This window comes from Conyzicola sp. (genome assembly GCF_057073975.1).
This window is the reverse complement of sequence record NZ_JBXMIS010000140.1, coordinates 25,034-38,926: the sequence shown is the minus strand read 5'-3', so window position 1 is coordinate 38,926 and position 13,893 is coordinate 25,034. Positions and strand designations below refer to the sequence as shown.

Sequence of the window (13,893 nt, the reverse complement as noted above, 5' to 3'; positions counted from 1 at the left end):
TCATCCTGCTGGTGGCATCGCTGCTGAGTCTGACGACGACGGTGAGCGAGCTGCTCTCAGCCTTTCAGACGCTGTTCCGGCCGCTTCGGGTCATCGGAGTGGACGGCGACCGGATCGCGCTGGTGCTCGCGCTGACCATCACGACGGTGCCGTTGATGTCGCGGCTGGTCGAGCGCATCCAGGAGGGGCGTGCTGCTCGCGGTGCCGGCACCGGCGTGCTCGGCTATGGCGTGCCACTGCTGGTGCTCGCGCTGCAGCACTCCGACCAGCTCGGCGACGCTCTCGACGCCCGCGGCGGTTGAGCTACTCGCTGCCCATGGCGGCATCGGCCTCGACCTGCGCACGCGAGCGCGTACGGGATGCCACCCGCCAGGCAAGCCACAGGATCACGGCGGCGACGACGACCTTGACGAGGTCTCCGACGACGAAGGGCGCGAGCCCTGCGGCGACCACCGATGGCACGTCGTTCGGCAAGCCGACTGAGCCCAGCCATGCAGCGAGCCACGGGAGTCCGAAGAGGTAGGGAACGACGGCCGCGATGCCGAGAGCGGCGAGGCCGGTCGGGAGCCTGCGGTCCCATCGGCGCTGGGCGAGCCACCCGGCGACCGCCGCGGTGGCGATGAAGCCGAGGATGAATCCACCCGTGCCGCCTGCGAGGGTGTCGAGACCGGAGGCACCACCGCTGAACACGGGGAGCCCGAGCACGCCGATGGCCACGTACACGACGATGGCGAGGGCGCCGCGAGCCGCGCCGAGCCCTGCTCCGACAACCAGCACCGCGAGGGTCTGCGCCGTCATGGGCACCGGCCAGAGGGGGATGGTCAGCTGGGTCGCCAGGGCCACGAGGGCGGCTCCAGCACCCATCAGTGCAAGATCGGTGAGCAGTCGGCGCTCGAAGTGCTCGTCTGCGAGGGTCGGCCTCCCCAGTGCGAGGGTGAGGCGAGGCATCGGTGCTCCTTGCGGGAATGAGTGTGCGGGGCTGTGGCAAGTAGACTATCCCGTTGGATCCCCCCTCTCGCGTTGTAGAAACGCAATGAATCAATAGGACTTTGCCTGTGCTCTCCGTTCACGACCTCGAACTTCGCGTCGGAGCGCGCCTCCTCATGGACGGCGTGTCGTTCCGCGTCGACAAGGGCGACAAGATCGGGCTGGTCGGTCGCAACGGAGCGGGCAAGACGACCCTGACCAAGACGCTGGCGGGCGAGCTTCAACCGACCGCCGGCACCATCTCCTTCACCGGCGAGATCGGCTACCTTCCGCAGGATCCGCGCAGCGGCAACCCGGAAGACCTCGCGAGAACCCGCATCCTCGACGCGCGTGGTCTCGGGCAGATCGTCATCGACATGCAGCAGGCGATGACCGACATGGCCAGCAGCGACTCCGCGGTCAGCGAGAAGGCCATGCGTAAGTACTCGAACCTCGAGGAGCGCTTCACCGCCCTCGGCGGCTACACGGCAGAGGCAGAGGCGGCATCCATCGCGTCCAACCTCAGCCTGCCCGACCGCATCCTCGACCAGCAGCTGTCGACCCTCTCTGGTGGCCAGCGGCGCCGCATCGAGCTCGCCCGCATCCTGTTCTCCGGCGCTGACACGATGCTGCTCGACGAACCGACCAACCACCTCGACGCCGACTCTGTCGTCTGGCTTCGCGAGTTCCTCAAGAACTTCCAGGGCGGCCTGATCGTGATCACCCACGATGTCGACCTCGTCGAGGAGACCGTCAACAAGGTCTTCTACCTCGACGCGAACCGCCAGACGATCGACCAGTACAACATGGGCTGGAAGAACTACCACAAGCAGCGTGCCGCCGACGAGGAGCGCCGCAAGAAGGAGCGCCAGAACGCGGAGAAGAAGGCCGGTGTGCTGCAGGCACAGGCGGCCAAGTTCGGAGCGAAGGCGTCGAAGGCAGCGGCAGCCCACCAGATGGTCGCGCGTGCAGAGAAGCTGCTGAGCGGCCTCGACGAGGTGCGCGCTGTCGACCGGGTCGCCAAGCTGCGGTTTCCAGAGCCGGCGCCCTGTGGCAAGACGCCGCTCATGGCAGAGAACCTGTCGAAGAGCTACGGCTCGCTCGAGATCTTCGCCGCCGTCGACCTCGCCATCGACCGCGGGTCGAAGGTGGTCGTGCTCGGACTCAACGGTGCAGGCAAGACGACATTGCTGAGGATGCTCGCGGGCGTCGACAAGCCAGATACGGGAAGCATCGTGCCAGGCCACGGCCTTCGCATCGGATACTTCGCGCAAGAGCACGAGACCATCGACGTGAAGCGCTCCGTGCTCGAGAACATGATCTCCTCGAGCCCCAACATCACCGAGATGGAGGCGCGCCGCGTGCTCGGCTCGTTCCTCTTCACGGGCGACGACGGCTACAATCCGGCCGGCGTGCTCTCGGGCGGAGAGAAGACCCGACTCGCCCTCGCGATGATCGTCGTCAGCGGTGCGAACGTGCTGCTGCTCGATGAGCCGACAAACAACCTCGACCCTGCCTCGCGCGAGGAGATCCTCGGAGCACTGGCCAACTTCACCGGCGCCGTCGTGCTGGTCAGCCACGACGAGGGCGCTGTCGAGGCGCTCAACCCAGAGCGCGTGCTCATCATGCCCGACGGCACAGAGGACCACTACAACGCCGGCTACCTCGAGCTCATCTCGCTCGCGTAGCTAGGCCCTCGAGAGCTCCATGATCCAGTTGGTCTCCCAGGTCTTGCCGCCATCGGCGGAGAACTCCTGCTCCCAGCGGGCGGAGGTCGGCGTGATCTGCGACCAGATGAAGTGGGCCTTGATGGGGCGCCCCTCGTGGGTGTCGTCGCCGTAGAAGTCGCCTCTTCCGTTCTCGAACCGCCCGACGACCGGCGGGAACAGCGTGCCGGTGGCGCTTGACGCCCACCAGATCGACCACTCCTTGGTCTCCTGGTTCTTGAGCCGAAGGGTCGCGCCCGACCAGCCCTTCGTCGGAAAGTCGCTCTCGTCGATGTTGCCGACGCCGCCGAGCAGCTCCTGGGCATGCTGGGTGCCGGGAAACACCTCCCAGTCGGTGCTGCCCGCGAACAGGGTGCGGAGGCGGCGGTTCACCACGGTCCAGTTGCCGTACAGAAAATCGAAGTCGCTCATCCGCTGAGTGTGGCGGAGGCCGACGACATGTGACGCTGATCACACGCGATCGAGCAGCTCGTCCTCGATGTCGGCGTCGCTGCGGGAGCGCTTCGACGCCTTCTCGCGCCGAACGGCAGCGCGCGCCCGCTCCTCTGGGTCGTCGGCATTGACGAGGCGGTACTCCTGACGAAGGGCGTAGCCGAGTCCGAAGAACCCGAACAGGGCGAAGACGATCCACTGCACGGCGTAGGAGAGGTGCGGGCCCTCGTCGGGCGCAGGCTTGACGGCAGGAAGGGGCATGTCGGCCACCGACGGCGACTCCGAGGCGAGCAGCCCGTAGGCGCCCGTGTAGACGGGGTGGTCGAGGGACTTCGCGATGAGCTCCAACTCGACGGTGGCAACCTGTCCGGCGGGGGCGGATCGCCCGGCGAGGGCCGGCTCCCCGGCTTTGAGGCGCGCGGTCACGGTGACCTGGCCTTCCGGCGGGGCCGGAACGGCATCCGGGTAGTCCTTTGTTCCGCTCGGCAGCCAGCCGCGGTCGACGATGAAGACGGTGCCGTCGGCGGTCAGCAGGGGAGTGAGCACCTCGAAGCCGGGATTGCCGTTGTAGGGGCGATTGCGCGCCAGCACCTGGCTGTCGACGAGATACTCGCCCTCGAGCGTGACCGGCAGCCACTTGTCGTCGGCGTCGAACGCGTCGAGCTGCGGCAGCGCCTCGGTCACGGGCACGGGTGTCGCCTCGTAGTTGTCGATGACGCGGTTGATCTCGACGACGGCCTCGTCGCGTCGGGCGAACTGCCACTGCGAGAGCAGCACGCAGGCGAGCGCGAAGGCGAGAGCAGCGCCGAGGTATCCGAACCAGCGCCGATTGAACGCGAAGTGCCAGCCCCTCACGCGGTGGTCACCGGGGGCAGGCGGTCGAGCGTCTCATCCAGCGCCGTCACGACCACGGGAAAGGAGCGGTTGGCGAGGTAGTCGTGCAGATAGTCGCGGTGCTCGTCGCACGCGAGCCAGATCTTGACGCGGCTCTCATCGTGGATGCGGGGGTTGCGCCAGTTGACGTTCCACACCGCCGCATTCGAGCAGTTCGCCCGCGAGCACTGCACGCTCGCCTCTGATGAACCGAAGAGACTCATCGGATGTCGTCTGCTCTCGGCTCGATGCGCACGACCGCGCCCGGTCGCTCGACGACCCCGCCTGCCTGGTTCATGCTGACGTTCGCGATGACGACGGCGAAGTACGGCAGCACGATCGCCCCGATGCCGAAGACCAGCTTCCACCAGTCGGGCACGAGGAAGATCAGGATGAAGCACAGCATGCGCACGCCCATGGCGACGCTGTAGCGCACCATGCGCTGGCGGCGCTCCTCGTCGGGCGACGGGGGCAGCGTGGTGATCGACTGCTGCTTCTTCTGCATGGAGGATGACCGTTCGACGGCGCCGCTCTGGCGCCTGTCACTCAATCTTAAGCGCCTCAGCGCTGACAGTAGGCTGGTCGGCATGACTACGCTCCGCACTGTTCTCGTTACCGGTGGAAACCGAGGAATCGGCTTCGCTATCGCAGAGGAGTTCGTAGCCGCTGGCCATCGCGTGGCAGTCACTGCGCGATCGGGAAAGGGACCGGATGGATCCCTCACCGTGATCGCCGACGTCACCGACTCCGCCAGCATCGACGCCGCCTTCACCGAGATCGAGGCCCAGCTCGGACCGGTCGAGGTCGTCGTCGCCAACGCCGGCATCACCCGTGACATGCTGCTCATGCGCATGGAGGAATCGGACTTCACGGATGTCATCGACACCAACCTCACCGGCGCCTTCCGCGTGGTCAAGCGCGCCTCGAAGGGCATGCTGAAGGCCAAGTTCGGCCGCATCATCCTCGTCTCGAGCGTCGTCGGCCTGTTCGGCGGTGCCGGCCAGGCGAACTACTCGGCCTCGAAGGCCGGACTCGTCGGCTTCGCCCGCTCGATCACCCGCGAGCTCGGCGCCCGCAACATCACCGCCAACGTGGTTGCCCCCGGCTTCATCGAGACGGACATGACGGCAGAGCTGCCAGAGGAGCAGCAGGCGGCGTACAAGAAGTCGATCCCGGCTGGGCGGTTTGCGTCACCGGCGGAGGTCGCTCGCGTGATCACCTGGCTCGCGTCGGATGACGCCGCGTACATCTCGGGTGCGGTTATCCCCGTGGATGGCGGGCTCGGGATGGGGCACTGACACAGTAGACAAAAACGAGGCAACGTCGATAAGTTCTGGGGATGGTGACGACATCTCGACCGACACGTGGACTCGACATCCCGGACGACTTGGTCTCGGGTATTTATGAGCGCCGAGTAATCCCATTCGTTGGCGCGGGATTTTCCAACGGCCTGGGAATGCCTGATTGGGAACAACTGTTGCGCAAACTTTCAGCGGAAGTCGAACCCGATCTCACGTTTGAAAAGATCAAGGCTTTTACCAACGGTGACTTTCTGCAGATTGCCGAGTACCTATACATCAAGTCAGATAAGCGAATTGGCCCGCTGCGACACGTCATCCAGGGTTTGCTGGGCGGTGCGAACGATCCAGTTCTTTCGGCTGGTCACGTCGAGTTGGTCAACTTGGGAGCCCCCCAGATCTATACGACAAACTATGACGACCTGATTGAGCGCACATACAAATCGCTCGGCGTTCCAGCGTCTGTTGTGGCGCTTCCGAAGGACGTGGCCAATTCCAGTTTGGAAAAGACGCAGATCGTCAAGTATCACGGTGACTTGAGACACGAAGGCACCTTGGTGCTGACCGAATCGGCCTACTACAAACGCCTGGACCTTGAGTCACCAATGGACCTGAAGTTTCGGTCGGACATTCTGGGCCGCAGTGTGCTGTTCATGGGATACAGCTTTCGAGATGTCAACATCCGTCTCATCTGGTTCAAGCTGATGCAGATGATGCAGGACATCCCGCCTGACGATCGTCGCGCCTCGTACATCTTGAAGATTGGACCTAATCCAGTGCAGGACGCGCTGTTTAGAGACGTGGGATTGACGCCGACTACTTTGGATCCCGACGGACGGTACAAGGTTTCCGACCGCTCGAAGCTCTTGGCAGAGTTTCTGGATCGCTTGGCCTTCCGCGCGGGTCAAAACACAATCCCGGGAACAATCAACCGTATGTTTGCGTCGTCCAATCTGATCGCATCGCTGCCTAAACCCAAAGAAGACCGAGATAGGTACTCGTATTTTATGCGCGCCTCTGAGACTTCTTCAGTGCACCGATTCTTGCATCGGGACATACCGCCTCTCTTGATTGATTCGGCGGCAGAGGCGTTCAAGGGTATTTACTCAAGCTCTGATGTGACGCCGAAAAACTTTGCTGTCCTGGTAGAAAAGATCAAACTCTTCGGCGCCTGCTCAGAACTCACGGAATGGGCCTGCAGCGTCCTTCGCGGAGGCTCGGATGAAGCTCATCGCACTAGAGAACTACTTACGCGGAACTCAGACGTGCCGTGGGACTTGGTCTGGGCTTCGAAGGTGAGCGAAAAGTTTGCCAAGGAGATGATTGATGCATTGTCTAAGGAGGTCGACTGGAACTCCCGCGATCACGCAGACTTCGATATCGCATACGCGGCGAACATCGTTCAGCGCCTTATCGGAGGACTTGTCGATGGAGATCCAGACATCCTCATCGAGGGAGTTTCCCAGGTGAAACGAGCCGCTGCGATCTATCCGTTGATACTTTCGCAGGGCACTGATGAAGACAAAGCCCCTCAGTTGGATGCGACTCTGCAGGTGATCAGAGAACGGATGGAGCAACTAGCTGAGGCCTCTCCAGTTGGTCGCTCGGACGCTGAACTGTACGCCAGTCTTGAAGAACTCCGACGTCTCGAAGAAGAGCTGATTGAGAGCGAGGAAAACTAGAAGCAGGGTGCTCCTGTATCTACCATCTACCCGCGCAACCCCAGCAGCGGCAGCACGAGCGACAGGTCCCGCTCGTCGATAAGCACGTGCGCGAGGTCGCGCACGGGGGCCTTGGCGTCGAAGCCGACGGCGAGGCCGGCGAGGGCCATCATGGTCAGGTCGTTGGCGCCGTCGCCGACGGCGACCGTCTGCGACAGGGGGATGCCCATGTCGTCGGCCCACTCCTGCAGGGTGTCGGCCTTGGCCTGAGCGTCGATGATCGGGCCGGTGAGGCCGCCGGTGAGCACGCCGTCGACGATCTCGAGCCGGTTCGCCCGCCAGTGGTCGAGACCGAGTTCCGCCGCGACAGGGTCGAGCACCTCGTGGAAGCCGCCGGAGACCACTGCGACGCGACCATCGGCGGCGCGTATTGCAGCGATCATCTCTGCAACCCCGGCGGTCACCCGGATGCGTGGGGCGACATCCTGAAACACCGACTCTGGCAGTCCGGCCAGCGTCGCAACCCGCGCGCGAAGGGACTCCTCGAAGTCGAGCTCGCCGTTCATGGCCTGGAAGGTGATCGCGGCCACCTGCTCAAGCGAGCCGGCCTCGAGCGCGAGCTCCTCGATGACCTCGTTCTCGATCAGCGTTGAGTCGACATCCAGCACGACGAGAAAGCGAGCCATGCGGGAAGGGCCTTTCGGGTGGGAGCTAAGCGGTGACGTGAACTCCCTTGCCCACGATCGTGATGCCGGAGTCGGTGACGGTGAAGCCCTTGGCCCGGTCGGCGTCGTGGTCGACTCCGACGGAGGCGCCAGCGGCGACCACCACATCCTTGTCAAGAATAGCCTTGCGCACGGTGGCGTTCGCGCCGATCGAGGAGCGCTCGAAGACGATCGAGTCGATCACTGCCGCTCCCGACTCGATGCTGGTCCACGGGCCGAGAACGGAGCGCTCGACGTGGGCGCCCGACAGCACAGAGCCGGGGGAGACGATCGAGTCGATCGTCGTTCCGACGAAGTTGCGGGCGTCGCGCACGAACTTGGCCGGTGGCGAGTTGAGGTGCTGGCTGAAGATCGGCCAGTCGTTGTTGTAGAGGTTGAAGATCGGCAGCGCCGACACCAGGTCTTGGTGGGCCTCGAAGAAGGAGTCGATGCTACCGACGTCGCGCCAGTAGAACCGGTCGCGGTCGGTCGAGCCAGGCACGACGTTGCGGTTCAGGTCGTAGACGGATGCCGCACCGCGCGACACGAAGTCCGGCACGATGTCGCCGCCCATGTCGTGGTTCGAGTCGCTGCGCTCACCGTCGCGCAGCACGGCCTCGATGAGGATGTCGGCGTCGAAGACGTAGTTGCCCATGGATGCCAGCACCTCCTTCGGCGAGTCGGCGAGGCCGACCGCGTCGGTCGGCTTCTCGCGGAAGGCGGCGATCTTCGTCGGGTCGTTCTCATCCAGTTCGATCACGCCGAACTGGTCGGCGAGGGAGATGGGCTGGCGGATGGCGGCAACGGTGAGCCCGCGGCCCGACTCGATGTGCGCCTGGATCATCTGGTCGAAGTCCATGCGGTAGACGTGGGTGGGGCCGACCACGACGACGATGTCTGGCTTCTCGTCGCGCAGGAGGTTGAGGCTCTGCAGGATGGCGTCGGCCGATCCGCTGAACCACCGCTTGCCGAGGCGCTGCTGCGCCGGCACGGACGCGACGTAGGAGTGCAGCATGCCGGAGAGCCGCCAGGTCTGCGAGATGTGGCGGTCGAGGCTGTGCGACTTGTACTGGGTGAGCACCACGATCTGGCGAAGGCCGGAGTTGATGAGGTTGCTCAGCGCGAAGTCGATCAGTCGGTAGCCACCGCCGAATGGCACAGCGGGCTTCGCCCTATCGGCCGTCAGGGGCATGAGGCGCTTGCCCTCACCGCCAGCGAGCACGATTCCGAAGATCTTCTTTGAAGGCATGGCTACAGAGTAGGCGAGGCGTCTGGGGGGTACTAGCGTTTGACAGATGCGAGTCGACCTGATTACCCGTGAATATCCCCCTGAGGTCTACGGGGGCGCTGGCGTTCACGTCGCCGAGCTCACCCGCGCGCTGCGACCGCACCTCGACGTCGTGGTGCGTGCCTTCGGCCAGCCGCGCGACGAGGTCAACACGCACGCCTACCTCGTGCCGCCGGGTCTCGCCTCGGCCAACCCAGCCCTCGCCACCCTCGGTGTCGACCTGCAGATCGCGCAGGATGTCGAGGGAGCCGACGTCGTGCACTCCCACACCTGGTACGCGAACGGCGCAGGACACATCGCCTCGCTGCTGCACGGAATCCCGCACGTCGTGACGGCGCACAGCCTCGAGCCGCTGCGCCCGTGGAAGGCAGAGCAGCTCGGCGGCGGCTACCGCGTCTCGAGCTGGATCGAGGCGACGGCGTTCGCGGGTGCCGCCAAGGTCATCGCGGTGAGCGACGGCATGCGCCGCGACATCCTCACCGCCTACCCCTTCCTCGACGAGTCGAAGGTCACCACCGTCTACAACGGCATCGACCTGGAGCGCTGGCACCCTGTCGAGGACGACGACCTCGTGCGCAGCCTCGGCATCGACCCCTCGCGCCCCTCCGTCGTGTTCGTCGGCCGTATCACGCGGCAGAAGGGCCTTCCCTACCTGCTGCGCGCGGCCCAGCAGCTGCCGAAGGACGTGCAGCTGATCCTCTGCGCCGGCGCCCCCGACACCCCCGAGATCCTCGAGGAGGTCAAGGCGGGCGTCGTCGCCCTCACCGAGCAGCGCGACGGCGTGGTGTGGATCGACCGTCTGCTCAGCCAGTACGAGCTCTCTGCCGTGCTCACCCAGGGCACGACCTTCGTGTGCCCCTCGGTCTACGAGCCACTCGGCATCGTCAACCTCGAGGCCATGGCCTGCGGCATCCCCGTCGTCGGCACGGCGACTGGCGGCATTCCCGAGGTCATCGTCGACGGCGTCACGGGCCGCCTCGTTCCCATCGACCAGGCGACAGACGGCACTGGCACGCCGACCGATCCCGACCGGTTCGTCAACGACCTCGCTGCGACCCTCAACGAGGTGCTCGCCGACCCGGAGAACGCGAAGCGGATGGGGGCAGCGGGTCTCGAGCGCGCTCGCACCGAATTCGGCTGGGAGCGAATCGCCAGCCAGACTCGCGCGATCTACGAGTCGCTCGCCTGAGCCTTGCGGCAGCGGCCTAAACTGGAAGCAAATGTCTAGCGTTCTCGAGCTCAGCGAAGTGTCCGTCGTCCGTGACGGCAACCCCATTCTCAACGCGGTGTCGTGGACCGTCGACAGTGATGAGCGATGGGCGATTCTCGGGCCCAACGGCGCAGGCAAGACGACGCTGCTGCAGCTCGCCTCCGCATCCATCCACCCCTCGTCTGGCACGGCTCGCGTGCTCGACGACAAGCTCGGGGCGATCGACGTCTTCGAGCTGCGGCCGCGAATCGGCTTCGCCTCCACGGCTCTCGCGCGGCAGGTGCCGTCGGATGAGACCGTCATCAACGTCGTGCTCACCGCCGCCTACTCGGTGACGGGCCGCTGGAACGAGGAGTACGAGGACATCGACGTGCGCCGGGCGCGCCGCGTGCTCGCCGAGTGGAAGCTCGACGCCCTGGAGAACCGCCGCTTCGGCGGCCTCAGCGACGGCGAGCAGAAGCGCGTGCAGATCGCGCGAGCCGTCATGACCGACCCGGAGCTGATGCTGCTCGACGAGCCAGCCGCCTCCCTCGACCTCGGTGCACGTGAGGAGCTGCTCAAGCTGCTCGGCGGCTACGCCAGTGCCCCGCAGGCCCCAGCGATCGTCATGGTCACCCACCACGTCGAGGAGATCCCGCCGGGGTTCACCCACGCCCTGCTGCTCAAGAAGGGCGTGGTGACGGCCTCCGGGCCGATCGACGAGGTGGTCAACGCGGCCAACCTCAGCCTCACCTTCGGCCTCGAGCTCGAGGTGACCGCAGTCGACGGGCGCTTCAGCGCCAGGGCAGTCTGAGGGCCGCTACTCGAAGCTTCAACCGGGCCGAATCCTCTGGTAGGCTAGTGCGTCGGCCTACGCCGTATTGACTTTCTCTGTAAGGACATCCAATGAAGACCGATATCCACCCCACCTACGAGGCAATCGTGTTCCGCGACCTCGCATCCGGTGAGACCTTCCTCACGCGCTCGACCGCGACGAGTGACAAGACCATCGAGCTGGATGGCGTCACCTACCCGGTCATCGACGTCGAGATCTCCTCCGCCTCGCACCCGTTCTACACGGGCAAGCAGCGCATCATGGACTCCGCCGGCCGCGTGGAGAAGTTCAACACCCGCTACAAGGGCTTCGGCGCGTAGAACGCAGTCTCTGCGTCACGCAGGCTTTGCAAGAAGGGCAGTCGCTTCGGCGGCTGCCCTTCTCGCTTGCCAGCTGGCGTCAGCGCACGGGCCACAGACCGCTGTCGGTGAAGTCAGGGTTGTGCGTGCGACGCATGTACTCCTGAAAGCTTGCGGCGTGCTCTGCGGCCCATGCGATCTGGCGGTCGTGCAGCTCTGCTGCCTCGAGCGATAGCTCCGTGGGGTAGCGGCCCGCGATCGCCTGGGCGACACGGCCAGCCGCGATGGCATCCGCACCGGCGTCGTGGGCATCGGTGAGGTCGACGCCGTAGTGCAGCGCCGCTGCCTCGAGCGTGCGCTTTCCCTTGCGATAGCGGTCGACCACCTTGTCGAGCACGAGCGGGTCGACGATGGGGCTCGGAAGGTAGAGCGGGTCGATGCCGTGGCGACGGGCCTCGTGGGCGAGCAGGCTGAGGTCGTACGACGCGTTGTAGATCGTGAGTGCGTGGCCTCGGGAGAACAGGTCGGCGATTGCCGCGACGATCTCGCCGACCACCTCGGCAGCAGGGCGCCCCTCGGCGCGGGCGCGCTGCGTCGTGATGCCGTGAACGGCACTCGCCTGCTCCGGAATCTCGATTCCGGGGTCGGCAAGCCAGTCGAGCCGCTCGAGAACCACGCCATCCGGACCGATCACACCGACATGGGCGGAGACGATTCGGCTGGTAGTGACATCGATGCCCGTGGTCTCCAGGTCGAAGACGCCGAGCGTGTGGTGCCATGGATCACTCATGGTCACAGGATACGGGCGACCGCCGACGCGGCGGTCGCGCCGTACCGGGCGTGACGGTGCCTATCGTCCGCCGGCTCCGCCGCCACGGTGCCTATCGTCCGCCGGCTCCGCCGCCGAAGTGACTGTCGCCGACGTGCAGCCAGTAGAAGCCCTGGGTGCCCATGGTGAGCGTGAGCTTTCCGTCGGCGTCGAAAGCGGGGAACTCGCCGCCGCCGAAGAGGTCGGTGAGAGCCTGTCCGGCGAGCTGGGGATCCTCGAGGGTGAACGAGGCCGGGTTGTGCGCGAAGCTGAAGACGCACAGCACGGTCTCTGGGGCATCCCCGAACTGGTTGCCAGACCCGGGGTACTCGCGCGCGAACGCGAGGATCGAGTCGTGGTTGGTCGGGATGACACGCAGCCCGCCGAGGCCGAATGCCGGGTGGTTCTTGCGCACGTGGATGACATTGCGGATCCAGTGCAGCAGTGACCGCGACTGCGCGAGCTGCGCCTCGACGTTGATGTGGTGGTAGTTGTAGACCAGCGACTGCACGACGGGAAGGTAGAGCTTTCCCGGGTCGGCGGAGGAGAAGCCGGCGTTGCGGTCGGGGGTCCACTGCATCGGGGTGCGCGAGGCATCGCGGTCGGGCAGCCAGATGTTGTCGCCCATGCCGATCTCGTCGCCGTAGTACAGGAACGGGGAGCCCTGCAGCGAGAAGAGGAGGGCGTGCGCGAGCTCCAGCTCTGCGCGACTGTTGTCGAGCAGAGGGGAGAGGCGACGCCGAATGCCGACGTTCACCCGCATCCTCGGGTCGTATGCGTACCAGCCGTACATGGCCTGCCGGTACTCCTCTGTGACCATCTCGAGCGTGAGCTCGTCGTGGTTGCGCAGGAAGACGCCCCAGCCCGCGCCGTCGGGAACGTGGGTGTGCTCAGAGAGCACGCGCACCAGCTCGCCGGCCTGCTGCGAGCGAAGGGAGTAGAAGATGCGGGGCATCGCGGGGAAGTCGAAGGCCATGTGACACTCCGGCTCCTCGTTAGTGCCGAGGAACTTCGCCACCTCGTTGGGCCACTGGTTGGCCTCGGCGATCATGACGCGGCCAGGGTAGTCCTGGTCGACCATGGCGCGAAGCCGCTTCAAGAACTCGTGCGTCGGCGGCTCGCCCTCACCGGTGCCGCCCTCGGAGACGTAGAGGTACGGGATGGCGTCGAGACGGAATCCGTCGACGCCGAGATCCAGCCAGAATCGCACGATGTCGAACACGGCGTCGACGACAGCCGGGTTGTCGTAGTTCAGGTCTGGCTGGTGGGAGAAGAAGCGGTGGAAGTAGAACTGGCGGCGCACCGGGTCGAACGCCCAGTTCGAGTCCTCGTAGTCGGTGAAGATGATGCGCACGTCGGGAAACTTCTCGTCGGTGTCGCTCCACATGTAGTAGTCGCCGAACGGCCCGTCAGGCTCGCTGCGGGACTGCTGGAACCAGTCGTGCTGGTCGGAGGTGTGGTTGATCGGCAGGTCGATGACGACCCGCATGTTGCGCTCGTGCGCCTTCGTGACGAGCTCGCGGAACTCCTCGATCGTGCCGAACTCGGCAAGGATCGAGCGGTAGTCGGCAACGTCGTAGCCGCCGTCGCGAAGGGGCGACGAGTAGAAGGGCGGCAGCCAGAGGGCGTCGATTCCGAGCCACTGCAGGTAGTCGAGCTTGGAGATGAGTCCCTTGAGGTCTCCTGATCCGTCGGCATTGCTGTCGAGGAACGACCGCACCATCACCTCGTAGAACACTGCCCGTTTGTACCACTGCGGATCGAGGGCCAAACCGGGCAGCTGGATGGGTGCGGTAAAGGTCACAGGCGGCTC

16 protein-coding genes are annotated in these 13,893 nt (G+C 65.2%); 7 read left to right on the top strand and 9 right to left on the bottom strand.

The genetic code is table 11. The annotated features are described in order from the left end of the window. The coding region (locus AC14A7_RS13105) for an energy-coupling factor transporter transmembrane component T (protein ID WP_484009760.1) at positions 1–302 on the top strand (302 nt) is incomplete at its 5' end. Between the two features lies 1 nt (position 303). On the opposite strand, the gene AC14A7_RS13100 is transcribed toward AC14A7_RS13105, so the two are convergent. After that, positions 304–948, bottom strand: a complete 645-nt coding sequence (locus AC14A7_RS13100) for a biotin transporter BioY (RefSeq protein ID WP_484009758.1) — start codon at positions 946–948, stop codon at positions 304–306. Positions 949–1,055: 107 nt separating this feature from the next. Between AC14A7_RS13100 and AC14A7_RS13095 the strand changes: the two genes are divergently transcribed. Further along, complete coding sequence (locus AC14A7_RS13095; RefSeq protein ID WP_484009756.1) at positions 1,056–2,654, top strand: ABC-F family ATP-binding cassette domain-containing protein; 1,599 nt, start codon at positions 1,056–1,058, stop codon at positions 2,652–2,654. On the opposite strand, the gene AC14A7_RS13090 is transcribed toward AC14A7_RS13095, so the two are convergent. Genes AC14A7_RS13090 through AC14A7_RS13075 form a run of 4 tightly spaced genes read right to left on the bottom strand, consistent with a single transcriptional unit; the run spans position 2,655 to position 4,548 of the window. After that, positions 2,655–3,104, bottom strand: coding sequence for a hypothetical protein (locus AC14A7_RS13090; protein ID WP_484009754.1), 450 nt, complete (start codon positions 3,102–3,104; stop codon positions 2,655–2,657). A gap of 39 nt (positions 3,105–3,143) precedes the next feature. Continuing rightward, positions 3,144–3,980 (bottom strand): SURF1 family cytochrome oxidase biogenesis protein, encoded by an 837-nt coding sequence (locus AC14A7_RS13085; protein WP_484009752.1) that lies wholly within the window; start codon positions 3,978–3,980, stop codon positions 3,144–3,146. Continuing rightward, the gene (locus AC14A7_RS13080; protein ID WP_484009750.1) at positions 3,977–4,222 is read right to left on the bottom strand and encodes a hypothetical protein; all 246 of its coding nucleotides are present in this window, start codon (positions 4,220–4,222) and stop codon (positions 3,977–3,979) included. Before AC14A7_RS13080 ends, AC14A7_RS13085 begins: the two co-directional genes overlap by 4 nt. Beyond that, positions 4,219–4,548 (bottom strand): DUF3099 domain-containing protein, encoded by a 330-nt coding sequence (locus tag AC14A7_RS13075; protein ID WP_484009748.1) that lies wholly within the window; start codon positions 4,546–4,548, stop codon positions 4,219–4,221. Before AC14A7_RS13075 ends, AC14A7_RS13080 begins: the two co-directional genes overlap by 4 nt. Positions 4,549–4,585: 37 nt before the next feature. On the opposite strand from AC14A7_RS13075, the gene AC14A7_RS13070 reads away from it, so the two are divergent. Beyond that, positions 4,586–5,296 (top strand): beta-ketoacyl-ACP reductase, encoded by a 711-nt coding sequence (locus tag AC14A7_RS13070; RefSeq protein WP_484009746.1) that lies wholly within the window; start codon positions 4,586–4,588, stop codon positions 5,294–5,296. Between the two features lie 41 nt (positions 5,297–5,337). Further along, the gene (locus AC14A7_RS13065; protein WP_484009744.1) at positions 5,338–6,978 is read left to right on the top strand and encodes an SIR2 family protein; all 1,641 of its coding nucleotides are present in this window, start codon (positions 5,338–5,340) and stop codon (positions 6,976–6,978) included. A gap of 26 nt (positions 6,979–7,004) precedes the next feature. On the opposite strand, the gene serB is transcribed toward AC14A7_RS13065, so the two are convergent. Next, complete coding sequence (gene serB, locus AC14A7_RS13060; RefSeq protein WP_484009742.1) at positions 7,005–7,643, bottom strand: phosphoserine phosphatase SerB; 639 nt, start codon at positions 7,641–7,643, stop codon at positions 7,005–7,007. A gap of 25 nt (positions 7,644–7,668) precedes the next feature. Further along, positions 7,669–8,910, bottom strand: coding sequence for a glucose-1-phosphate adenylyltransferase (locus AC14A7_RS13055; RefSeq protein ID WP_484009740.1), 1,242 nt, complete (start codon positions 8,908–8,910; stop codon positions 7,669–7,671). A 46-nt stretch (positions 8,911–8,956) separates the two neighbouring features. Between AC14A7_RS13055 and glgA the strand changes: the two genes are divergently transcribed. From glgA to AC14A7_RS13040, 3 genes are all read left to right on the top strand, one after another. Further along, complete coding sequence (gene glgA / locus AC14A7_RS13050) at positions 8,957–10,138, top strand: glycogen synthase (protein ID WP_484009738.1); 1,182 nt, start codon at positions 8,957–8,959, stop codon at positions 10,136–10,138. A gap of 31 nt (positions 10,139–10,169) precedes the next feature. Then, positions 10,170–10,952: an ABC transporter ATP-binding protein gene (locus AC14A7_RS13045; protein WP_484009736.1), complete on the top strand. Its 783-nt coding sequence runs from the start codon at positions 10,170–10,172 to the stop codon at positions 10,950–10,952. 92 nt (positions 10,953–11,044) lie between these two features. Then, positions 11,045–11,293, top strand: coding sequence for a type B 50S ribosomal protein L31 (locus AC14A7_RS13040; RefSeq protein ID WP_484009734.1), 249 nt, complete (start codon positions 11,045–11,047; stop codon positions 11,291–11,293). A gap of 79 nt (positions 11,294–11,372) precedes the next feature. Here the strand turns inward: AC14A7_RS13040 and AC14A7_RS13035 are convergent, their stop codons facing one another. Together AC14A7_RS13035 and treS are read right to left on the bottom strand one after the other, a co-directional pair. Then, positions 11,373–12,062 carry an exonuclease domain-containing protein gene (locus AC14A7_RS13035; RefSeq protein WP_484009732.1) on the bottom strand — a complete coding sequence of 230 codons (690 nt, stop codon included), beginning with the start codon at positions 12,060–12,062 and terminating at the stop codon, positions 11,373–11,375. 91 nt (positions 12,063–12,153) lie between these two features. Beyond that, complete coding sequence (gene treS, locus AC14A7_RS13030) at positions 12,154–13,884, bottom strand: maltose alpha-D-glucosyltransferase (protein ID WP_484009730.1); 1,731 nt, start codon at positions 13,882–13,884, stop codon at positions 12,154–12,156. Between the last annotated feature and the right edge of the window lie 9 nt (positions 13,885–13,893).